The organism is Salipaludibacillus keqinensis, assembly GCF_003226325.1.
GTDB lineage: Bacteria > Bacillota > Bacilli > Bacillales > Salisediminibacteriaceae > Salipaludibacillus > Salipaludibacillus keqinensis.
This window is the reverse complement of record NZ_PDOD01000003.1, coordinates 352,161-376,143: the sequence shown is the minus strand read 5'-3', so window position 1 is coordinate 376,143 and position 23,983 is coordinate 352,161. Positions and strand designations below refer to the sequence as shown.

Annotated in this window: 20 protein-coding genes; 9 read left to right on the top strand and 11 right to left on the bottom strand. The window is 40.6% G+C overall.

Going from position 1 to position 23,983, the window contains the following annotated elements; translation table 11 throughout:
- Position 1: 1 nt before the first annotated feature.
- The 5 genes from CR194_RS13940 to CR194_RS13920 all read right to left on the bottom strand — a co-directional run bounded on the left by CR194_RS13940 (position 2) and on the right by CR194_RS13920 (position 6,571).
- Positions 2–910, bottom strand: coding sequence for an ROK family protein (locus tag CR194_RS13940; RefSeq protein WP_110610291.1), 909 nt, complete (start codon positions 908–910; stop codon positions 2–4).
- A 15-nt stretch (positions 911–925) separates the two neighbouring features.
- On the bottom strand, positions 926–1,777 hold the full coding sequence (locus CR194_RS13935) for a MurR/RpiR family transcriptional regulator (protein ID WP_110610290.1): 852 nt from the start codon (positions 1,775–1,777) through the stop codon (positions 926–928).
- Complete coding sequence (locus CR194_RS13930; RefSeq protein WP_110610289.1) at positions 1,774–2,481, bottom strand: N-acetylmannosamine-6-phosphate 2-epimerase; 708 nt, start codon at positions 2,479–2,481, stop codon at positions 1,774–1,776. The genes CR194_RS13935 and CR194_RS13930 overlap by 4 nt, the downstream gene beginning before the upstream one ends.
- Before the next feature lie 69 nt (positions 2,482–2,550).
- Complete coding sequence (locus tag CR194_RS13925) at positions 2,551–3,903, bottom strand: ABC transporter substrate-binding protein (protein ID WP_158282276.1); 1,353 nt, start codon at positions 3,901–3,903, stop codon at positions 2,551–2,553.
- A gap of 340 nt (positions 3,904–4,243) precedes the next feature.
- Entirely contained in the window at positions 4,244–6,571 is a 2,328-nt protein-coding gene (locus tag CR194_RS13920) for a glycoside hydrolase family 10 protein (RefSeq protein ID WP_158282275.1), read from the bottom strand.
- A 435-nt stretch (positions 6,572–7,006) separates the two neighbouring features.
- On the opposite strand from CR194_RS13920, the gene rpsN reads away from it, so the two are divergent.
- Positions 7,007–7,276, top strand: coding sequence for a 30S ribosomal protein S14 (rpsN, locus tag CR194_RS13915; protein ID WP_110610286.1), 270 nt, complete (start codon positions 7,007–7,009; stop codon positions 7,274–7,276).
- Between the two features lie 143 nt (positions 7,277–7,419).
- Here rpsN and dcd read toward each other — a convergent pair whose 3' ends face one another.
- The 3 genes from dcd to CR194_RS13900 form a co-directional block, all read right to left on the bottom strand.
- The gene (gene dcd / locus CR194_RS13910; protein WP_110610285.1) at positions 7,420–7,974 is read right to left on the bottom strand and encodes a dCTP deaminase; all 555 of its coding nucleotides are present in this window, start codon (positions 7,972–7,974) and stop codon (positions 7,420–7,422) included.
- 323 nt (positions 7,975–8,297) lie between these two features.
- Positions 8,298–8,552, bottom strand: a complete 255-nt coding sequence (locus CR194_RS13905; RefSeq protein ID WP_110610284.1) for a hypothetical protein — start codon at positions 8,550–8,552, stop codon at positions 8,298–8,300.
- A gap of 269 nt (positions 8,553–8,821) precedes the next feature.
- On the bottom strand, positions 8,822–9,958 hold the full coding sequence (locus tag CR194_RS13900) for a M20 family metallopeptidase (protein ID WP_110610283.1): 1,137 nt from the start codon (positions 9,956–9,958) through the stop codon (positions 8,822–8,824).
- A gap of 356 nt (positions 9,959–10,314) precedes the next feature.
- On the opposite strand from CR194_RS13900, the gene CR194_RS13895 reads away from it, so the two are divergent.
- The 6 genes from CR194_RS13895 to CR194_RS13870 all read left to right on the top strand — a co-directional run bounded on the left by CR194_RS13895 (position 10,315) and on the right by CR194_RS13870 (position 16,702).
- A complete protein-coding gene (locus tag CR194_RS13895) occupies positions 10,315–11,973 on the top strand; it encodes an ABC transporter substrate-binding protein (RefSeq protein WP_110610282.1) in 1,659 nt (552 codons plus the stop codon).
- Between the two features lie 229 nt (positions 11,974–12,202).
- Positions 12,203–13,117, top strand: a complete 915-nt coding sequence (locus CR194_RS13890; protein WP_110610281.1) for an ABC transporter permease — start codon at positions 12,203–12,205, stop codon at positions 13,115–13,117.
- Positions 13,118–13,196: 79 nt separating this feature from the next.
- Positions 13,197–14,075, top strand: coding sequence for an ABC transporter permease (locus tag CR194_RS13885; RefSeq protein WP_110610511.1), 879 nt, complete (start codon positions 13,197–13,199; stop codon positions 14,073–14,075).
- Between the two features lie 12 nt (positions 14,076–14,087).
- A complete protein-coding gene (locus CR194_RS13880) occupies positions 14,088–15,110 on the top strand; it encodes an ABC transporter ATP-binding protein (RefSeq protein ID WP_110610280.1) in 1,023 nt (340 codons plus the stop codon).
- A complete protein-coding gene (locus CR194_RS13875; protein WP_110610279.1) occupies positions 15,073–16,125 on the top strand; it encodes an ABC transporter ATP-binding protein in 1,053 nt (350 codons plus the stop codon). The genes CR194_RS13880 and CR194_RS13875 overlap by 38 nt, the downstream gene beginning before the upstream one ends.
- Before the next feature lie 28 nt (positions 16,126–16,153).
- The gene (locus tag CR194_RS13870) at positions 16,154–16,702 is read left to right on the top strand and encodes a cupin domain-containing protein (RefSeq protein WP_110610278.1); all 549 of its coding nucleotides are present in this window, start codon (positions 16,154–16,156) and stop codon (positions 16,700–16,702) included.
- 328 nt (positions 16,703–17,030) lie between these two features.
- Here CR194_RS13870 and CR194_RS13865 read toward each other — a convergent pair whose 3' ends face one another.
- Entirely contained in the window at positions 17,031–19,073 is a 2,043-nt protein-coding gene (locus CR194_RS13865; RefSeq protein ID WP_110610277.1) for a penicillin-binding transpeptidase domain-containing protein, read from the bottom strand.
- Between the two features lie 165 nt (positions 19,074–19,238).
- On the opposite strand from CR194_RS13865, the gene CR194_RS13860 reads away from it, so the two are divergent.
- Positions 19,239–19,514: a hypothetical protein gene (locus CR194_RS13860; RefSeq protein WP_110610276.1), complete on the top strand. Its 276-nt coding sequence runs from the start codon at positions 19,239–19,241 to the stop codon at positions 19,512–19,514.
- Between the two features lie 137 nt (positions 19,515–19,651).
- Here the strand turns inward: CR194_RS13860 and CR194_RS13855 are convergent, their stop codons facing one another.
- Both CR194_RS13855 and CR194_RS13850 read right to left on the bottom strand, forming a co-directional pair.
- Complete coding sequence (locus CR194_RS13855) at positions 19,652–20,521, bottom strand: SGNH/GDSL hydrolase family protein (RefSeq protein ID WP_110610275.1); 870 nt, start codon at positions 20,519–20,521, stop codon at positions 19,652–19,654.
- A gap of 182 nt (positions 20,522–20,703) precedes the next feature.
- Complete coding sequence (locus tag CR194_RS13850; protein ID WP_110610274.1) at positions 20,704–21,441, bottom strand: sulfite exporter TauE/SafE family protein; 738 nt, start codon at positions 21,439–21,441, stop codon at positions 20,704–20,706.
- 563 nt (positions 21,442–22,004) lie between these two features.
- On the opposite strand from CR194_RS13850, the gene CR194_RS13845 reads away from it, so the two are divergent.
- Entirely contained in the window at positions 22,005–23,930 is a 1,926-nt protein-coding gene (locus tag CR194_RS13845) for a bifunctional metallophosphatase/5'-nucleotidase (protein WP_110610273.1), read from the top strand.
- Positions 23,931–23,983: the final 53 nt, after the last annotated feature.

The window sequence follows — 23,983 nt, the reverse complement described above, 5'->3', positions numbered from 1 at the left end:
ATTAAAACTCCTTTCCTTCAACTTTCTTTATGATTGTAGAAGCCGCTCCATAGATGCCAGCACGGTTTCCAAGACTAGCCGAACGAACCAATGGAGAAGGTTGAGGATTCTGTTTCAAACATTTTTGGAAGTCTTCCCACCAAATTTCTTTCGCATGAATGACTCCGCCCCCAATTAAAAACATTTCGGGATTCAATCCTTCAGCTAGAGAATCTATAAATAAAGCTAATTCTTGTATATACGATTGAACGACAGGAACAACATCAGCAACACGATGTTGATAATCATTAAAAACATCTGCACCATGCCGATAGCATCTTCCAGTTTGTTCACATGCTCTCTCTACAAAAGCTGTTCCTGATAAATAAGCTTCTACACACCCTTTTCGTCCGCAATTACACAACCTACCGCCTGGAACGAAATTCGAATGACCCCAGTTTCCACCTTTAAATGAAGCTCCTCTAGATAACTTCCCATCAAACATATTCGCTCCACCTACACCGGTTCCTAACGTAACCATTACAACGGATTGGGTATGTGGATGGCTACCACACCACATTTCTCCTAGTAACGCCATGTTCGCATCGTTATCTACAACTACTGGAAGTTTATAAGTTTCCTCTATAACGGATTGCAAGCATACCCCTGACCAGCCAGGTAAATTTTCTGAAGCGAAGTCTACTATTCCATTTAAATGATCAATGTTTCCTGCAGAGCCAATTCCAATTCCAACGATATTGAATTTTTTATTGAGTAATTCTGAAATCACTCTCATTAATCCAGATAAGATCTCATTTTTCCCATTCTTTGCTCTTGTAGGAACGTTTATTTCCTCCCACCAATCACCGTTGCTTGAAATAATCGCTCCTTTAATCGCTGTTCCTCCAATATCTACACCAATGACTTCCATTATATTCACATCCGCTTAGTACAATTTTCCTGTCACAGACTTTGCTGTTTTTTCTTTCATTCGTATAGAAGAGTCAAAATCTTCTAGAGCGAGACCCGTACATAATAAATCAATAACTACAAGCTGGCCTATTTTTGCTGTCATCGAGCCACCCTCAAGAGGTGATTCTTTCCCACCGCTTAGCAAGACTATGTCAGCGAGCTTGGTTATAGGTGACCTAGCATGATGTGTAATAGCAATAACTTTAGCGCCATTTTTCTTAGCAATTTGCAATGAGTCGATCGTATCTTTCGTGGAACCTGATACAGAAAGACCTATAACCACATCTTCCGACCGAACCGTTGCAGCTGTCATCGCTTGAAAATGTGAGTCCGTTATTGCTTCAACACTATGGCCCGTTCGTAAAAAACGACTTTTTGCATCTAATGCCGTTATACCTGAAGTCCCGACACCAAATATGTGAATAGATCTCGCTTTTAGAAGCATGGAAAGGCCTTCATTTAGAGAATTTTCGTCCACCATTGCTTTTGTTTCCTGAACAGCTTGGATGATGTGAGAGGTGATACTGTCTATAAAACTTTCTTCCTTCGTTTCATTTTTTGTTTCATGAGATTGAGCAGAAATATCCTTCGCTAAAGAAAATTTAAATTCCTGGTATCCTTTAAAACCTATTTTTCTACAGAAACGAAGAACCGTAGTTTCTCCCACCTCAGCTTTGTCAGCCAAATCCGTTACTGATAAGTACATCACCTCATCCAAATGGTTCAGCACAAAGTCTGCAACTTTCTGCTCTGACTTGGTTAAAGCTTTTAAATGACTATCAATTCTAATTGCTACCGGTGTATTTTTATCTAAAGGATGAATCAATGTACTTCCCCCTTTACTTTTAGATTTAATTTCATCTCCTCGGCGAAATCTTTCGTAATAATTTGCGGCCGCGTAATCGCTGAACCGACGACCACTGCATACGCGCCTAAACTTAGAGCTTGCTTCGCATGATCTGGTGTCTTGATTCTTCCCTCAGCTATTACAGGAACAGAGCAACAATTCACCAAGTTTTCGATAAGCTTGAAATCTGGTCCAGAATGACTTGGAGAATACTCTGTGTAACCTGAAAGAGTAGAAGAAATGCAATCCACACCTAACTTTTCAGCCGCGATTCCTTCCTCAACCGTTGAGACATCAGCCATGATAGGGATGCCTAAAGGTTTAATATACTTGATCAATGATTGTAGCGTCTCTTGATTCGGGCGAGATCTATTTGTCGCATCAACCGCTATCATAGACACCCCTGCCTCTATCAACTCATCTACCTCTTCTTTTGTAGCTGTAATATACACTGGGCTACCAGGATAATCTTTTTTAACTAATCCTATAATAGGAAGCTCAACTTCTTTCTTTATAGCAAGAATATCTTCTTTACCGTTTGCTCGTATTGCCACTGCCCCACCTTGCTTAGCAGCTTTTGCCATTAATGCCATGATTTCAGATCCATGTAACGGTTCATCATCCAGAGCTTGACAGGAAACAATTAGCGAGCCTTTTATTTTTTCAATAACATGTTTAGTCATAGACGTCATCACCAGCTTTTTCAAAATATAAAGATGGAAAGAGGGAGATCGCCTCCCCCTCTTTCATTATTATTGGGCTAAAATTTGATTCCATTGTTCTTCCGCTTGATCGAGCGCTTCTTGTGGACTTTGTTGTTCAAACATAGCAGATTCCAATGCTTCTACCATTGCAACTCTCAAGTCTTCATAATTTTCCATAGGTGGGATCAGTACTTCACTGTCGGGAAGTTGAGAGGCTGATACTACTCTCGCTTCTTCCTCAGGTGTAGGATTTTCCTCCATCTCTTGGAAAAACGGTTCATCTAATGCTGTTTCAATAGATGGCAAGATCGCTGTTTCTTTTGAAAAATCCGTCTGGTTTTCTGCATTTGTCATAAATACTGCGAAATCAAGTGCCTCATCCGTATACTCCGTCCCTTCAGGAATGACAAGATTCATTGCGGCTATGTTCATCAGTCCTGTTTCGCCCGTAATTTGTGGTGCGGGACGTGTAACTTCAAAAATATCAGGAGCATTCGTTTCAATCTGGCTTAAGAACTGAGGTCCTGATGCCATGATCGCCAACTGTCCTCCTTGGTACATATCAATCATCGCAGCATGTCCTTCTGTTAATACCTCACGTGGAATTAATTCATTTTGATATAAGTTTGTAAAGTATTCAAACGCCTCTAGACCTTCTGGAGTATTAAACGCAGCTTCGGTTATTTCTTCGTTTGTTAAATCAACGCCCATCATAACGAGTGCTTCTAACACATGACTTCCATCAAATGGAGGGAAATATCCATATTTTCCTGTTTCTTCTTTGATTTGTTCAGCGACATCATATAGTTCTTCAAATGTAGACGGAGGGTCTTCAGGGTCTAATCCAGCTTGTTCAAAAATATCCGCATTGTACATGGTTACTTGGCTAGATAAGTACCATGGAACACCAAATGTTTTTCCGTCAAAAGAGTTTGAAATCCATGCACCTTCAAAGTATTGATCTTTCACTTCAGGATCAATCAATTCCTCCACATTAACCAAACCGTCTAGCTCTGCTAATTGAGCGGCGAATTGAGGATTTAAATTGGCAACGTCAGGGGCGGTTCCCCCTGCAACGGCTGATAAGATACGAGTCTCCATGTCACCCCATGGCACATCCACCCAGTTTACAGTAACATTCTCATGCTCATCTTCAAACTTCTCAATGACTCCGTTAATATAATCATCAAAATCAGGTGATAATTGCATCGTCCAAAATTCTATTTCGACCGCCTCTCCTGAGTCAGCTGCATTGCTGTTACCATCATTATTATTACTGTCATTATTATTAGACTCTTCAGCGGTCGCTTCTTCGTTCCCTGATGCCGCGTCATTATTGTTTCCACCACAAGCAGCTAAAACGAGAACAAGAAACATACACATAAAGAAAAACCATTTCATAGAATTACTCTTCAAAGTCATACACCCCTTTTAATCTTTTAATTATTCTTCCTCAACTTAAGTAAGCGTTTTCTTGTTAATTAAAAAATTTAGCTTAAATTACCTGCTAATCAATGAAACTGGTACTCTTGCAAATTAACGAAGCATCACCTTTGTTCTCTGTTGACGATCCCCCTTCTGCTGTTTTCAGAAAACTTTATAAATTGACTATAGCATATAAAAATATAAAAGTGAATATTTTCTCCAGAATTATTTAAATTCGTGAATAAATCCTCCAAAAAAAAGATCGCCTGTAATGAATAGGATGACCATCCTTGTTTCATTACAGACGAGAGCGTGCCTATTCTTTGAACTTAGCGAACTGAATCAACTGGTTGATTTGCTGCATATCTCTTTGCAAGTAGTCTTTCACAGTTTCTTCTATATGATGACTTCTATTCTCTAGAAATATCGAGACTTTTGCGACCCGTTTTTCAGCTTGGACTAGATCACCTTTGTCTAAGCTTTTATGAATTTGTTGGATATGATTTGTTAAAGGGTTAGTAAGCGAGTGCCTTATGCCATCGCTATAAATTTCGTCCATTCTTCGAAGAGCATCTTCTACAACTATTTCAGCTGCATAAACGGGATCACGATGTGGAAGAACGGCTTCTTTTCGCTGAGGTCCTTCCTTAAGAGCTTTAAAATGCTCGTCATTCAAGGAATGCAAAGCAAATTGCACTTGTCCTAAAGCTTGCGTTTCGTTCATCGCATCTACTTGACTTACTAGAAGTTCATCAGAAAAGCCAATAAATGGGGCTAATCCGATGTAGGCTAACACAGGCTGTTCAAATTTATCCATGAATTCTTCTGTTGTTCGCTGAACATAATTGGTATCTACAGAATAAATCATGGGCGTAATGAAATCCATGTAGCCTTTGCTAACCCATTCAATCCAGTTTTGAAACTTTTGGTCTACTGCATCTGACACTTCTGGAAATACAGCAGTAGAGATATCAATTGTCTCATCAATTTCTTTTATTTCTTGGTGAATTCTTTCCACAAACGTCGTAATTTGTTTTTGCCGCCATTCATTCCATTGTGTCCATAGTTCTTCATCAACAGGAGTGATCTCCAATGGATCAGTACCATACTCCTTTTTAAATTGAGCTCGGCTGTATTCGTCATAACTGTAGCCTACTTCAATCGGTAAACTTACAGGATAGCGAATATAATCCAGGTGTAACCCGTCAAGATCTTCGTACTTAGTCATCATCTCTTCAAAAACTGTGGATAAAAAGTCGCGCACGTCAGGAAGAGCTGGATTTAAGTAATAGTAACCTTCTTCTCTAACAGAAGGAATTCGTCCTTCACGATCTACCGCTGCCCACTCTGGATTCTCAGATAAAATAGGGCCCGGAGGATTTAACGATTCATGTCCTACGAAAAAGGTGTGTACCCAAGAGTGAACTTCAATTCCTCTCTTTTTCCCTTCTTCAATGAAAACTTCTAAAGGATCCCATCCTTCAAAGTTTGGATTTTGTTCGACATGATCACCAGGATAGATCGTATATCCGTGAAAAAAGGTCTCTAAAAATAATATATTAAAGTTAGCATCTGCAAGCTTATCTAACGTTCGAATTACTTCTTCCTTATTGTTCTCCGTAGGTCGATGCCAAACGCCTCTAGCATCGACCACACGTGATTCGACAGTTTGGAAGGTGGCTTGGTTAGCATATCCTTCTGCTACCTCTGAATAGTCGATCGTCTCCATCCAATTCTCTTCTTCAAAAGCTTTGTTCGCTTTTTGTAAATAAATTTGTGCGTTCGATACTGACTCAATAGCTTCTTCTATCGGGACATCCTTGAAGTTTTTTTCTGCTAGTGTAATGTTATTTTCTGCTTCAATTAGCTTCAATTCCGCAGCCCTAATATAAGCCTTCGCATCTATAGTAGATTTAACAGTCATTTGGTCTGCATCAAATGATAATTCTGCCCCAACTTGAGTATTCTGTAAAATCCATTGCTGAGCGGTTCCGTGGCCAGATAAAACAAATCCATTTTCTGGAATAGACGAATTACTTCCTGACATTTCAACAACGATTCCATCTTCAATAATTACTTCAGCTCCATATTGATTAGTACCAGTTGTTTCATATTCATAATTTGAATCATAGTATATAAGTTCATTTGTACCACGTCCACCCGGAAATTCATGCGGTAGTTCCGGATTTACTTTGTTCACATTGTACATTGACGTTCTCACAGGATCTTCAATAACATCATAAAGAATGTCAACGCTTTCATTTTCATGTAAGTGTTCCAGTATCCACTCTCTAGCGGAACCATGTCCAGAAATAACGTACCCATTCTCAGGAATTGGAGCTCTTTCGGTTGCATCCACAGGGCCATCTCTAACTTCCAAGATTACATCATTCTCGACTACTACTTCTGCTCCCCAACGATTATTTGGAGTGTTACTACCGTAATCAGGCGTATAAACTACAATTTGATCCTGTCCACGCAGCACATTAAAATTGGCAATTACGTGGGTTTCTCCTTCTGCTGACTGAATGTAATCTTGCGCTAAAGCAGCCTGTACAGTTTCTTTAGCTTGAAAAGGGGTGATCAACAGAGCTAAAGAAAGTATACTTACTATCGCTATTTTGAATAATTTTGAAATAATCATGCATCTCCCTCCTAGTTTTAATCTTCTGAATATAAAAAACATGCTACTCGTCTTAGACCCCCTTTTACATTACCTTAATGCTAGTTAATCCATGGTGAATAGAAGAGTTCATTAAGTATGAATCTCGTCATCGTCTTAAACCATCGTAGCATAAGCTTAGTTAAAGGTGGATATTTTCTTTTTAATTTTTATAAAAAAAGGATAAATGCACCATTTAATGTTTTTTGGCTTTAGGAGTTTTCTATTTAGCTTCCGTTCATTTATAGTCCCTTTGTTATTCATTGACACTCACTCGTCCTATAACAATCCTGCTATAAAATTACATCATTTCTAAAGAAAATTGTGCTCTTATTACTTGCTTATTGAATGAACTTATGTTTAAATCGTAATAGTTACGTTTTGTAATATTTACAGTATTGAAGGAGGCATTCACAGATGGCAAAGAAATCAAAAGTAGCAAAAGAGAGAAAACGACAAAAACTTGTCGCTCAATATGCTGAACTTCGGAAAGAATTAAAAGAAAAAGGTGACTACGAGGCATTGAGGAAGCTTCCCCGTGACTCTTCCCCTACCAGGTTGACCAATCGTTGTGAATTAACAGGGAGACCTAGAGGAGTATTACGTAAGTTTAAACTTTCAAGAATTGCTTTCCGTGAACTTGCTCATAAAGGCCAAGTTCCTGGAGTGAAAAAAGCCAGCTGGTAATCTAGAGATCGTTTGTAAGACCCAGCGAATTCACGTGTCACTTAATAACACTTCTAATCTCAAACGATTAGAAGTGTTATTTTTTTAGGCCCCTTAGCATGAAAAAGAACGTGGAGAGATTTTATTCTCTCCACGTTCTTTTATCATTCCAGACGGTTGCGGTTTTCGTAGTCTAGCTGCACGCGGCTGGCTGTGGCATCTTTCTGATCAAGGTACTTTCCTTCATAAGGATGAGCTTCTTGATCTACTTCGGCAAGAACAAGCTGACAGATTCTTCTGTTCACATCAAGTTCAATCGGTAAACGGTTGGCGTTAAAAAGTTCTAATGTAATGTGTCCTCGAAAGCCAGGATCTACCCACCCAGCGTTTTGAATAAATAACCCTAGCCGACCGATCGAACTTCTTCCTTCAACAAAGGCTGTCAACGAAGGGGGGATTTCAATATATTCTTTCGTCGTCGCAAGTAAAAATGATTGAGGAGGAATGACGATAGAGCCGCGAGCACCTACATCTATTTCTCTATAGGCCGCTTCGGATTTCAAAGAAAGCTTCGTACTCAGGTGGTCATCGATCACAAGAAAGTGATGGCCTAGTCGAAGGTCTACCGATGCTGGTTGAATTTGTTCTGAAGTCATTGGTTTAATCACAATTTGTTCGTTTGATATTTTTTCTGATATAGTTTTACCGCTTAAAATCATCCCATTCACTCTCCTTGAATTTGATATGACTATGACATTCATTATACCGTTATTTTATCACGAATCCTAAAAGGGACAATAAGTATTATTCATTGGATGAACGATCGCGCGTCATCTTCTTATTTCCGCGCATAAAGACCCTCGCATAGCGCAGATTCGAGCTATATAGCGCGTGACTTCGTTCATATAGCGCGTGCGTTGCTTCGCATAGCGCGTAGATTGCTTATTATAGCGCGCAACTCTCGATATATAGCGCACACCAAACAGTCTATGTTCAAATAAAAAAGCCCGCTCCGTGTCACGAGCAGGCTGTCATCATTATATTAGTGTAATTTAATGCAATCCCCGTTCTCACAAAAATCAAGAGTCATTCCCTCAAACATCCATAAATCATCTTCTTTAATGAAGAATCTCACGCCATCGACGACGGCCGTCCAATCATCTGATTCAGACCGATCCTTTTCTACGCCTAAAAAGAATCCTTCAGCGCCTCGAACGAATAAACGAATTTCGTCCTCTCCTGTAAGCTCCATCTCATTCTTGTAAATTCCTGCTGCACGATCGGTAATTTGTAACATATCAAATTCCTCCTTGGTTTTTAATGTGAAATTATTCACATTTGTCTTCAAAAAATATATTTAGTGTTTTTTCACGGGTTAACAACATCGACATAGTGTTATGTGAATCATTTCACTAACTTGATAGTTATAATATAAATTAATCTCACTTGAATTACAAGACAGTTCACAAAAGCGTCAATAAACAATTTTTCTCAAACTTTTTCCTAAGACGTTAATATATGAAAGAGACTTGTCCCCCCATCAGATGGTTGGCAAGTCTCTTTCAATTAGGCTTTCGCGATATTTTTCAATAAGTGTGCAATAAGTGCTGTTCGTTTAGGGAGATCTTCCAAGACGATGTGTTCGTGTTTGGCGTGAGCTCCGTCTCCGTAGCAACCTAATCCATCAATCGTCGGGATGCCGAGACCAGCGGTGAAGTTGCCGTCACTTCCTCCACCAATATGCGCTTCTTCTAAGTCAAAGCCTATTTCTTTGGCTGCCTCTTTAGCATAGCCAAACAGTTTCGCCGTTGCTTCTGTTCGTTCCATCGGCGGGCGGTTCAAACTTCCGCGTATTTCTATTTCCGCCCCTTCAGTTAACGGTTCAAGACTCTCGACCACTTTCACCATTCGCTCGCCTTCTTCTTTTGTTTTGACACGGAAATCAATCGTTGCTCGAGCACGATCGGGGACCACATTTAACCTTGTTCCCCCTTCAACGATGCCAATATTCACCGTTGTACCCAGCTCGTAATCCGTCATTCCTTCAAGCTTTATGATTTGATGAGCCATCTCTTTAATCGCACTGACCCCATCACCATGATGACTGCCTGCATGAGAACTTACTCCTTTCGTAATGATCTCGTAAATGCCTACGCCGTTCCGAGAAGTTTTCAACGCCCCGTTTCCATGAACAGGTGCCTCTGTAACAAGAACTGCGTCTGCTTTTTTCGCTTCTGTCTCAATCAGTTCTCTTGAGCTGACACTGCCAATTTCTTCATCAGAAGTACATAAGAAAACAATTTCCAGACCCTCAAGTCCACCCTCTACTTCTGTTAAACCCTTCACCGCCCAAAGGGCCTGAATAATTCCACTCTTCATATCAAACACACCGGGGCCATGTAGCTTGCCATCTTTCTCAACGATCGGAATTCTCCCTACATCCCATACCGTATCGAAATGAACGAGAATTAATACCCGTTTCTCACCGTTACCGATTTTAAATTTCAAGTGGTCCCCTTGGATATCCTGCTTGAATACTTCTGGCTCCACACCGAAGTAGTTCTGAAACAACTTGCTTAACTCCATCCCGCATGCATCAACCAACCTTTTATCCTGCGTTGGTGACTCCGCCCTTGTTAATGTTAGTAAATCTTCTTTGATTGCCTCTTTATTCTTGTAAAAATGCTCCCTAAGTTTTGTCACGAATGGTCTCCTCCTATATTTAGGCTTTGGATGCCTTGAACAATTAAATACTTTCTATATTACAGTAAAACTGCAATTCCTAATGTGACCATATACTACTTCGGTTTTAGATAATTTGCAACAATCTATTTTTTCATGAAAAAATATGTCGAATTTCCTTACATCTCTATACCCTTTGTAGGACACGGGATCCGGTGCCTTTATCAGTTTAAGACAACCGTTTTCATAAAATTCGATTATTATAAATAGTCTTGCAATTCTAAATAATCATGGTAAGCTTGGTCATATCAAATTAAAGTCCTACTTCACTTTTTCACGGAAAGTGAACCAAGACTGTAAAATGGAGGGAATTTAGGATGAAAATGACTTTAAAAAGAAGCGTTGGGGGTTTTTCTGCTTTAAGTTTGGCTTTTCTCGTCGCCTGTGGGGGCAATGAAGAGAACAACAATACTACAAATGTCGCTGATCCAGAAGACACGAACGACAATGCTGCTGAAGAGACAAACAATAATGCGGCAGGTAACGAAGATAACACTGAAGCAGAGGCTGAAGAGTTGCTAGAAGACAGTACTTTGGTTCTTGCCATGGGTACAGATATGGTGTCATGGGATATTCATGATCACGGTAACACATCGACAGAAGCTGTTCACGTTAACGTGTTCGACTATTTGTTTAAAAGAGATTCTGAAACAATGGAAGTTGAGCCTCATCTTGTAGCAGATTATGAGAATATTGAAGATGATGTATGGGAATTCACGCTTCATGATGATATTTATTTCCATAATGGAGATCAAATGACTGCAGAAGATGTGAAATTTACATTTGACCGTGTCATTGAAGATGACACATTATCAGAGCATTCTAGATTTGTCCAATTAGGAGAAATTGAAGTGGTGGACGACTTGACAGTCAGAATGAATACGGACGGACCACAGCCTTCCCTATTAAACAGACTAGCTGGAACGGGAGCGAGCATCCTGCCGAAAGAGTATATTGAAGAAAACGGGATGGATCATTTCTTAAGCGAACCAATCGGATCAGGCCCTTATGAATTTGATGAGTGGGCTCGTGATGACAGAGTCGTCCTTACGAAATTCGATGATTACTTCCTTGGTGATGATTTCACGGAGTGGGAAGAAGTTGTATTCCGTGCAATCCCTGAAACGTCTACTCGCGTAGGAGAATTGTTAACAGGAAATGCCCATGTCGTCACAGACATTCCACCTAATGAATGGTCTCGTATCGATGATAATGATGGAACTAGACATATTAACGCGGATTCAAACCGTGAGATGTTAATTATCACAAGACAAACAGAAGGTGTAGCCACATCAGATCCCCGTGTTGTTGAAGCGATCGATTTAGCGATCGACAATGAAGCCATTACAGAACAAGTGATGCAAGGGTCTGGAACACCTACTCGTACACGTGTAACACCAGGTAACGTCGGTGCGAATGAAGATTTATACGACACATTCGTTTATGACCAAGATCGTGCGAGAGAATTATTAGCTGAAGCAGGTTATGAAGACGGTCTTGAAATTACGATGCAATCGCCACAAGGACGTTATTTAATGGACTCTGATATTGCAGAAGTCATTGTCGGCATGCTTAGTGAAGTTGGTATTACCGTTGACCTTCAGTTCTTGGAGTGGAGTCAATTTATTGAACATTACCAAAACAATACGAACGAAGAATTAATGCTTCTTGGTCTTGCTAGTTCGTTATTCGACGCAGCGCAAAACCTGGATCACTATACAACGACCTCTCCTTTAAATGAAGGAAGAATGGATTACTCAAATGAAGAAGTTGATGAATTGTTTGAAGCAGCGCTAGTCAACATGGATCCAGACGAGCGTGAGCAGCAGTATCAACGCATTCAAGAAATTCTTGCTGAGGAACGACCGCACATTTACTTGCACTCTATTAACATGAACTACGGTGTCAGTGATCTAGTAGATTACGAACCACGTCAAGATGAACTATACTATGCAAATGAAATCACTAGAAGATAATGAAATGTTCAGCAGTACCTGTATTCAATCGGGTACTGCTGACCCATTATTACCTATCCTATCTATTCCCTGCCCCCTCTCTATATATTGAGAGGTTTCGCAGGTCTAGTGATTACAGTATTACTTCAATTATGAACCAATAAAATAAACTCCTTAGAGAAGTTGATTGATTCATTTGCAAAAGGATTTTCAATCTCTATACATATCCCACCTTTGGAGGTGAACAAACGTGAAACGATTTTTAATTCAACGGTTTTTACAGCTCATTCCTGTTTTAATTATCATGACATTTATCGTTTTCAGTCTAGTGTATGTTGCTGGGGACCCGGTAGCTTTAATGTTGCCTGAAGAAGCGACAGCTGAAGATGTAGCCAGAGTGCAGGAATCATTAGGTCTGAACGAACCTTTTCATGTCCAATACGGGATTTTCCTTATGAATGCCGTTCAAGGCGATTTCGGTCAATCGTATCGGTATAACCAAGATGCCATGTCCATAGTTTTGGAACGACTCCCTGCCACCTTTGAGTTAGCTGCGGCGTCCATGATCTTTGCCACTCTTATTGCTATACCAATGGGAATCTGGTCAGCCACACGCCGTAATACGTTTATTGATCTATTTATCACTGGATCCTCTGTGTTAGGAAAAGCGATGCCGAACTTTTGGCTTGGGATCATGTTTATTTTAATCTTAGCCGTCAATACGCAGCTCTTCCCCGTTTCTGGTCGAGGAACGTTCATGCATGTCGTGTTACCGGCGATTACGCTAGGTACAGCCGTTGCTGCAGAAATGACACGATTAACTCGCTCCAATATGATAGAAATTCTTCAACAAGATTTCGTCCGTACCGCTAAAGCTAAAGGAGTAAGCAACGGAATCGTAACGTACAAGCACTCGTTTAGAAATGCCCTTATTCCTGTCGTGACGATCATGGCGTTACAAACGTCTACTCTAGTTGGAGGTGCAATTGTTACTGAGCAAGTTTTCGCTTGGCCAGGAATTGGTCAGTTACTTGTTCAGGCCGTTAATGCAAGAGACATGGCTATCGTTCAAGCCGCCGTGTTTTTAATTGCGATCTTAGTTATTGTCATCAACTTATTCGCTGATATCTTATACAGACTTCTTGATCCAAGGATTAAATACTAGAAAGGAGGTCTTGAGCGTGAGTCAACAAGTTACTCCAGAACCGGTACCGGAGCCACAAGGTCCAGCTGCTCCCGATTCCATGAAAAAACACCAAAAAAAGTCATCGTTTGTTCGTTGGATGAAACTACTTTTAAAAAGTAAAACAGGAACTGTTGGATTTTTAATCGTGATGGTTGTGTTTATCGTCGGGATATTCTCTGATCAAATTGCTCCTTTTGGCGTAAACGAACAGAATTATGCCAACATGCTCGTTCCTCCTGCTTGGCAAGAAGGAGGATCATCGGAACACTTTCTCGGCACAGATAATCTCGGTCGCGATATATTAAGCAGAATCATCTACGGGACGACCATCTCATTACTTGTAGGAATCTTTTCAGTAGTTGTAGCCGGGATTCTCGGCATGGCTGCAGGACTATTTGCTGGTTATTATGGCGGTTGGATTGATACCGTCACGATGAGAATGGTCGATGCTTTCTTATCTATTCCAAATATCTTGTTTATTCTTGTTATTCTTACCGTTCTTAATCCGGGAATTATGACATTGATTTTTGCTATTGGTGTCACAAACTGGGTGATTTATGCCCGTCTGATTCGTGGAGAAGTGTTATCCGTGAAAGAACGAGAATATGTGAAAGCAGCCAGATCAATCGGTACGAAGAACTTAACGATTATTCGAAGACACGTGTTACCAAATGTCTTCTCAACATTTATAGTTATTTCCACTTTGAGTGTAGCCACGACGATTATTTTAGAAGCATCGTTAAGTTTCTTAGGAATGGGTGTCCAACCTCCCGATGTATCTTGGGGGTATATGCTCGCTGATGGACGGGATTATTTAGCAACAAACTGGTGGTTAGCCACTTTCCCAGGGTTAGCTATTACGATTACAGTACTGGGAATTATCTTCCTTGGAGACTGGTTACGTGATGTTCTCGATCCACGTTCACAAGGGCGTTAAAGGAGGGGTACCATGTCGAATGGAAAAGAATTATTGAACGTTAATCAACTACAGACACACTTCTTCACAGAAAATGGAGCCATCCCTTCTGTGAATGGGGTGTCCTTTCAAGTCAATAAAGGAGAACTCGTCGCCATTGTGGGAGAATCGGGTTCCGGAAAGAGTGTCACTTCTCTGTCCATCATGGGACTTGTGGAGGAGCCAGGTAAAATCGTTGGTGGAGAAATCATGTTCGAGGATAAAGATTTAGCAAAATACACGAACAAGCAAATGCGCAAGATTCGTGGTAACGACATTGCCATGATCTTCCAAGAGCCTTTAACGTCTTTGAATCCAGTATTTACGATTGGAAATCAACTCCGAGAAGCGATTTTACAGCACCAGAATGTCGATAAAGCTACAGCCAAAAAAATGAGCATTGATATGCTTACACAGGTAGGGATTCCTCGTGCTGATAAAGTTTACAGCTCCTTTCCTCACTCGCTAAGTGGTGGGATGAGACAGCGTGTTATGATCGCGATGGCGTTATCTTGCAATCCTAAGCTATTAATCGCTGATGAACCGACGACCGCCTTGGATGTGACCATTCAAGCACAAATTCTTGAGTTGATGAAAGATCTCGTCAAAAAAATGGACACAGCCATCATCCTCATTACTCACGATCTTGGCGTTGTCGCTGAACTCGTTGACCGTGTCATTGTTATGTACGCTGGTCAAGTCGTCGAACAATCTGATGTGTTCTCATTGTTTAAAGACCCTAAACATCCATATACGAAGGGGTTATTAGATAGCACCCCGAAAATTCAAGATTTAAATGAAGAATTGATTTCTATTAAAGGGACCGTGCCTACTCCAGCAAACATGCCGGATGGATGTAAGTTTCATCCAAGATGCCCACATGCGATGGATCATTGCATATCGAATGAACCGAAATTAGACACGCTTGAAAATGGCCGGGAAGTACGCTGCTGGTTATATGACGAGGAGGTGATGGCAGATGAACAAAGTAAAAACGGAAACGAACAATCCCCGTAAAGCAGAAGTAGAACAACCCCTTTTGGAAATCAGAGGATTAAAAAAACACTTTGATGTCACAGGTGGTTGGTTCAAAAAGAACAAGGAATACTTAAGAGCAGTCGATGGCATTGACCTGAAGGTGAAACGTGGAGAAACGTTAGGTATCGTCGGTGAGTCTGGTTGTGGAAAATCCACGACTGGAAACTTAATAGTCCGTTTACTTGAGCCTACAGAAGGGGAAATCATATTCGAAGGAGAAAATTTAGCCGAACTAACTGGCGAAGAGCTCAGGCAGAAACGAAAAGATATTCAAATGATTTTCCAAGATCCTTTCTCTTCCCTTAATCCACGAATGCGGGTATTCGAGCTAATTGCAGAACCTTTACGCACGCATCAGACCCATAAGGGAGATGAACTAAAGAAGCGTGTGTTTGAACTAATGGATGTTGTCGGTTTGAGCCCGGAATTTGCTCAACGTTTTCCTCACGAGTTCAGTGGTGGTCAAAGACAGCGTATCGGAATTGCTCGTGCATTAGCATTAAATCCTAAACTTCTAGTATGTGATGAGCCTGTGTCCGCCTTGGACGTGTCAATTCAGTCCCAAATTTTAAACTTGCTGAAACGCCTTCAGGAACAGTTCAATCTTACCCTTGTGTTTATTGCCCATGGATTGCCGGCAGTAAAGCATATCAGCGACCGAATTGCCGTCATGTATTTAGGAAAGGTGGTCGAACTTACCACCCGGGAGAAACTCTTCGCCCATCCTATGCACCCTTACACAGAAGGGCTGCTTACTGCCGTTCCTGTCCCTGATCCTGAAGTTCGTGACACGAGAGAGCGAGTTGTATTAAAAGGAGATATTCCAAGCCCTGTGAATCCTCCCTCCGGATGCAGTTTTCATACCCGTTGTCCTTTTGCAGATGAGAAATGTAAACAGGACACCCCTGAATTCAAAGAGTTGAAACCGGATCATTTTGTCGCATGCCATTATCCGTTAGAAGGCGGGAAAGGAACGATCCAAAACCCTTCATGATCTCGGTAAAAGGAAGTGAATCGTACTTATGTCAGAATCAGAACTAGCCAAACAAATCAGACTTACAAGAAATCATCAAGGGTTGACGTTGAAAGAGTTAAGCTGTCGAACAGGACTGTCAGTCAGCTTCTTATCGCAAGTAGAGCGAGGATCCTCATCACCTGCGATCAGTTCATTGAAGAAGATTGCTGACGGACTTGAAGTTCCTATTACGAGCTTTTTCTCTCCTGAACAAAACACGAATTATAAGACGTTGAAAAACGAGCGAAGATCTTTCCGAATTGAAGGATCCCCTGCCAAGTATGTTCGTTTAAGCGGCAATTTTTCTACCCGCTCCATGGAGCCTTTACTTGTTACATTGGATCCTGGGGCGACAGACAAAATTTTTCAACATACTGGTGAAGAAGTGCACTATATATTAGAAGGCGAAGTGGAATATATGATTGATAACGAAGAGCACCGCCTCTCTGTCGGGGACTCCATTCATTTTCCATCAGACCGCCCTCATACATGGCGAAACCCTCTGAAAGATCAATGCTCTACGATTATGTGCGTGGTGACGCCGAAAATATTTTAACCCATGCCTACCCTGAAAATTTAATAGGGTAGGCATACGTGTTTTTTAAGACTGTTAGCTACTTTCAGCGGTAGCGCTCTCTCTGTTCGTTGCCAATCTCTCTTGTTAACGACGTTCATTCGACGCTCTCTCTTCTATTCGTCGCCAATTTCTCATGTTGACGACGTTCACTCGACGGAAACCTTTTGTTCGTCGCCAATCCTTAAAACTATGTGAGCGGACAACCTTCTCAAGACTTGCTTTGCTATTTTTCAACAAAGTTATTAAAAAAGAACTGCCTCTAAATCGATCATTCATCGATTTAGAAACAGTCCAGCTTCATAAAATATTATTCATCAACCTTCTGCCAAAATTCATTAGCAAGATCCACAACATAACCGCTGCCACCTCGGTCTTCTGCATTCTGAACCATGATAGTCGTCAACAAATCTGCGTTATCATAATCGTAACTGACGTACCAGCCCACTTGTTCTCCATCTTCCTCTGTCTGGTCTTGTTTCAATTCGGCCGTGCCTGTTTTTCCTGCCAATAAACGGGTGTGACCAGGATCAGAACGATAAGCTGTGCCATCTGAATCTTCAACTACCGCAATGAGAGTTTCTTCTACTAATGCAGCTGTTTCGGAAGAGGTGACTTCACGTTCCTCTCTCTCACTGTCGTTTCCAACAATCAACGTTGGCCCGACCATTTGCCCCTCATTCAAGAAGGTGGAATACAATGCGTTCATATGAACAGGCGTGACTTGAACCTCTCCTTGACCGTATCCCGTATCTGCTAGTAAAATCTCACTCTTAAGCCCGTCATTTGCAATAGAAGAGGTACCTAACGGAATTTCATATGGGATCGATTCACCAAAGCCCATCTTAGACATCCACTCTTCCATGCTGTCTTCACCTAATTCCAGTGCTTGCTGAGCAAAATAAATATTATCAGACAGCTTCATCGCTGTTTCTAGATCAATCTCTGTTTCACTATCATTTACTCTCGTGACCAGGTAGCCTCCCCAGCTATCGTCTGGTTGCCACTGTTCTCCTTCGATCACTATTATTTCCTCAGGATCTAAGGTTCCTTCTTCTATCCCAGCGATTGCAGTAAAAGGTTTGAAGATTGATCCAGGGGAATATGCTCTTCGAAAACGTTGCTCAAATAAAACTTCTACCGTATCTAATTCTTCTGCCCGCGGATCAGACAATTGTAAATATCTCAAATTAGAATCAAACGCCGGTTCACTTACTAACGCTAACGTTTCACCTGATAATGGATCTGTCACGACCCCTGAACCGGAATCTTCTTGCAAAACATCTGCCAATTTTTGTTGCATCGAAATATCAATAGTAAGGGGAATATTTTCACCATCTTCAGGTTCTGTGTGCGTGATGACGTCGCGAACTTCCCCATCTTCCGTTTTTATCGATACTGTTAGCCCTTCTGTTCCCCGAAGCTCTTCTTCATAAAAATATTCAATACCATACTTGCCGATTTCTGATTGAGCAGTGTACCCACGATCTTCCAGTCCCTCTAACTCCTCACCGGTGATGTCTCCGATATGACCGACAAGGTGTCCGGTAATATCACCGTAAGGATATTCTCGACCAGGTATTGTGTCTAATAACACCCCTTCAATTTCCAACAGCTCATCCTTTCGTTCATCAATTAATGAGATATTTTGAATCTGCGCTGCCCAGCTTGGTTCATCTGGAAAGGCATTGGCAAGGTCCCCCACACGTTCCTCGTCCAACCCTGTAACCTCAGCGAATTGAGAAACCGTGTCTTCTAAATCTTCTGTTCTTTCTGGCACAATACTAACTTGATAGATTTCGCCATTTTTCGCTAAAGCTTCCCCGTTACGGTCGAAAATTTCACCTCGATTGGGCTGTTCCCTCTCAATGGCAATCTCATCATGAGGATCTTGCATAGCCATCATTAAATGAGTCGGATCCCATTCCACGGACCATTCTTCTCTTTCTTCGTTATCTTCATCTGTAACGACTTGTTTCACTAAGTTTACCTCTGTCTCATAGTTGATCGCTCCAACGACTGAGTCCATCTGAACGGATATAGGATAAGAAATTTCTTCCAATTCGTCCAAATCTACTTCTTCTTCTTCAAAATCACGAGAGTCATAAAAAATGTGGATATCTTCAATAGCTAATCTTCCATACTCTTGCTCATACCTTTCTTCAAAATCCCATTCGAAATTACCGATCTCACTTTGAGACTCCTCTGAAGTTTGCTCAAGCATAGATGAAATAGACTGACTGCTCCAAGAATCAACATACGCTTCCAACGTATCCTCCGGATTAGCCGGTTCTTCATTTGAACATGCTGCTAAACTAACTGAAATGAGTAAAACGATATAGAAATGCTTCACCGTAAAATTCCCCCTCTTTATAAATTACTAGACGATAAAGGATGTAAAGTCCTATATAAAAAGATAATAAACTAGTCTTTTATATAAAATATGTTTAAAGCCTTTCCATTTTTCGACGAATTCTTCTATAGTATACGTAATGACTTTTTTGTTGGTGGTGATTGATTGTTTTGGAAGACGGCAAGACAAAAAAGAATTTTAGAATCTTCTTATGTAGAATGTCCTAGTTGTGAATCTGTTGGACGAGTATCAAAATGGAATCAATTGGCCCGTGAGACTTATGGAAATCATTCTCCTGACATTAGGAAATCCGCTATTAATAAAGCGAACACCTTTCCTTATCAGTGCCCTCAGTGTTTCAAAGGCTACTCAGCTACTAATTTGACTTATTTAGCTGAAAAAGATCCAACGGCTTCTCTGAAAACACCTGAGACAACATAAGATCAACTACAGGCGGCACCAATTGGTGTCGTCTGTTTACCATTATGGTTTTAACAGTTGTCCTATTTCAGTTTCTTATAATTGCGCCTAAAACAAAGAACCCAAGTTATCTGATCACGGCAACCTGGGTTCTTTTTTTAGTTTACAAACTTTGATAATACACTGTCACTCCATAGCTCGTGTCCACTTTGCAGTGGCATTCTATGATCATCTTCATCTACATAATCTGTCAGTTCCTCATCTGTAATTTCTGGCCATTCATTCCAATGATCAATATACAAATAGTCATTGTCGTTTGCGAAATTCCGAAGGCCTTCAATTTGAATCGGATAATTAATCGTGTTGTAAGCGGGTTGCGAAGGGTTCAAAATAACGACAGCTTCCGGGTTAGCGGCGGTTATAGCATCAATAAGCATCGAAATATGATCCGTCGAATGATCCATGCTAACCTGTCCATTATCATTCCATAAAAGAGGTTCTAGAATATAAATATCTGCGTCCATTTCTGCTACTTCTTGATGAACGTCTTGTCTAATCATTTCTAAAGACGTCATTTCCCCCACAGACATAGTTTCCACTTCAAATGCATCGGTCTCATAAGCTTCGTTCAATTTATCTTCTAATAATTTAGGCCACGGATTCAAGCCTTCATCTTGTGAATCTGTTAGCGAACGAGAACCAAAGGCTAAAATGGAAATACTCTCACCCTCTGTCAAACTAGAGGAAATTTTATTAGCTATCGTAGGATCAACGTTCTCCATTAACTCGTCCATCTCATCTTCTAGTTCAGTCTCTTCGTTGTTTGCTCCACTCTCTATTTCACTGTTCTCTTCGTCAACTTCTTGATTTCCCTCTACTGATTCCTCATTAGAACCTTCATTGGTTTCTGAAAGTAGCTGCTGAGCAGATGTTGAAATATTCGACAGCTTTTGATCATATTGATATCTTCCAATCACTATCACTAGAATGGATAGGACCACTACAATAGATACTACGTATTTATTCATTCGTTATCTCCTTTATTTAGGTATTAAGTTATAAAAAGTAAGGATGTACATGGAAAAGTATACAGGAAAAAAACGACACTTTCACTATAATTATACGATTTTTTGTCAATAATCACCGTTTAAAGTCAGAAGTGATACTCAATTAGTTCGGTAGATCACTAGATGGATCAAACGTTCACCTGTTATCCGAACAGGATCAGGTTCACAGCAGCAACGGCTACGACAACACCGGCTAATTTTTTGATATTTTGCTGAGAAATATAAGCAAAACAAAGAATACCAATTCTCGAACCAATAAGGACACTCACTACTCCAATTAGAAAATAGATTAGAAAGTCTCCACTGAAATCACCATTTATGCCGTGAAGAAACACGGTGATGAAGTTGGTAAACACAAAAGTAATTTGCAGATTTGCGCTGTAGGCGTATTTATTATCGCTGAAGATTAACATGAGGTAAAAAACGAAAAATGGACCTCCGACGGCAAATATCCCACCAACGAATCCGCCCAAGAACCCCATGACTACGGGAAGCCACGTTCGATTCGTTTGGTGGTTGACACTTGGCGTTTTACTATTAAATAAGTAGATTACGACACCGATCAAAAATACCCCTAATAACACCTTCATGATGTCCAATTCTCCGTAGATATCCAAAATAAAAAAAGCTCCTATGCGCCCAACAAAAGCCGCTCCTAACAAAACAATCAGTGATCTCCACCTGATGTGACGAAACAATTGTATTGCTATGCTTATGGACAATACCAGTGCTAATGAGACAACGAGAAGAGTGCTTTCTTTAATAGTAAATAAGAGCGGAATAAAGCTCATAGCAATGAGTCCAAACCCAAATCCGCTAACTCCCTGAATAAAACTTCCAATAAGTAAAATGAGAAAAATAATAGCTATTTCAATAAACATAACGATACCTTGCTTTCTTTCGTTTATTTTTGGTTTTGTATGCTGATCTATTAACCATGAACAAACCCGGTTACCAGTTCAATGAGACTCAATCTATTATTTTACACCTAATCTATCTAAAATGTTCTTTATGCCATCATTATTCATTAAAATTTTCTTTAGCTTTGTTGAGAGACCTTGTTAAATTGATGGGCGTGGATCACGCAGGAAACCTATTCTGATTTCTTTAATTACGACTTTTTTTTGAACTTTCTTATAGCGATATTTAGCTAAAGTTAATCCGTATTATGATTATCGGTTTTTATTTTAAGTGACTTAGCAACCACAAATGAATGATTTTTTTTACAATTAAAGGGATTAATTGTCCATAGACAGTCTTCCAGTTATTTCTTATAGTGTATGTACGTCATAACTGAGAAGTCAGACCTATTCCCCTCACTCTATTCTCTTATGCTTTGACAGTTCATCTAAAAGTCGGGCGTCAGATGACTCATTAAAAAAGAGCCTATTTTTCGTATAATGTAATCGCTTGCATATTTTACTATTCGAAAGGGGTTGTTTTTTTGAAGAAAGGATTATTATCCGTCATGTCAACAGTACTGTTTGCGTCTCTCGTTATGGTACAACCAGTGGATGCAGGAAATTCCAAACACGTGACCAAAGGAGACTTTCTGAAAGAGCTTTTAGACAATATGAACGTGGATGTTGCTCCTTATGAGGGAACAGACGAAGTTCTAGGTGTGTCCGAGGATTTAGCTCCATACATAGAGGCGGGTGTGCGACTGGATTTAGTTGATGCTCAAGAAGAGAATAGCGACTCATTTAATAAAAATATTAAGCGAGAAGAAGCTTACGCAATGTTAGCTCAATCATTGAACTTGCTCGATGATTATGATGAAGAAGGCCTTCATCAATTTAGAGATTATCGAGCAGTCAGTGATGAATTTGTGGATGAGTTATCCGCCGCTGCTGCATTAGACTTAGTCGAAGGATTTGGTCAAACGCTCCGACCGAAAGCACCATTAACTGCTGATTACTTAGAAGGAATGTTTGAGCGATATGATAACAACATCGATCGCATTTCCGTTACGGCAGCAAACGATTTCCACGGCCGTATTCTTCATAATGCCGACAACGGTGAGCTTGGCATGGCTAAAGTTGCTACCATTGCCAATCAACTGCGTGAAGAAAACGAGTACTCCTTCCTTTTCGATATAGGGGATACGTTCCACGGAACAAATTACGTGAACTTTAGTGAAGGTGAAGCGGCAGTCGATCTCATGAACGAAATGGAATTTGATGCGATGGTCCTTGGAAACCATGATTTTAACTTTGGTCAAGAGCGCTTGCACGAACTTATGGACATGGCTGATTTTCCAGTCATGAGTGGAAATGTCCGCTATGAGGACACCGATGAATTATTAACTGAAGATGGCTATCAAATTGTCGAAGCGATGGGCAAAGAAATCGCCCTTCTTTCTATTACTGCCTATGACACGTATGAAAAAACAGCTCCTGCTAATCTCGAAGGTTTATATATTGAAAGAGAAGTAGAAGCTCTTCAAGGGTTGGTAGATGAAGTGAAAGATGATGTGGATCATATTTTTGTCTTATCTCATTCAGGCTATAATATAGAAGTAGAAATGGCTGAACAAGTGGACGGTGTGGACTTTATTATGGGTGGCCATAGTCATGATACACTCGAGTATCCAGAGATTCACAACAATACGTACATTACACAAGCGTGGGAATTTGGTAAAGCGCTTAGTGTGAATAACGTTCTGTTTCATGACGGAGAGTTCATTGGTATAAACGGTCATCTTGCTCGAGATCATGATGGATTAGAGCCAGAACCGAATGTCCAAGCCATGCTTGATGATATTGAAGCAGAAGTTGGCGAAACATTAAATGAAGTGATTGCCACGATCGATGTTGATTTAGATGGTGCTCGTGCAAATGTACGAACAAAAGAAACGAACTTAGGAAATTTGATCACAGATGCAATGAGAGATTTAACCGGATCTGATATTGCCTTTACAAACGGCGGTGGCATTCGAGAAAGCATTTCTGCTGGCGACGTGACAAAAGGAGATGTTATTACAGCCTTCCCATTCTTGAATTTCGTTATTGAAATTGAAGTAACAGGTGAAGATCTCCTTCGCAGTGCTGAACATGGCGTCCGACTCGCTCCTGAAGAGAACGGTGGTTTCTTCCATGTATCAGGAATGAGTTATACGTATGATCCCTCTCAATCTGCTGGCGAGAGAATCGTTGATATGTATGTAGGCGGTGAAGAAGTCGATCCTGAGGCTACTTATACAGTTGCAACGAACGATTTCATGGCTGGCGGCGGTGATGGATATACGTGGTTAGGCGATGCTGAAATGATCACCGACACAGGCGAACTTCTGAATGAAGTTCTTATTGATTACCTTCAAGCAGGAAAAGAGATTCCTCAAGTTGAAGGTCGAATTCAAAGAGTAGATTAATAGAAGATGATTGTTGAAGTCGTTTCGTGGCATTTGCGGGATCGTTAATGTCT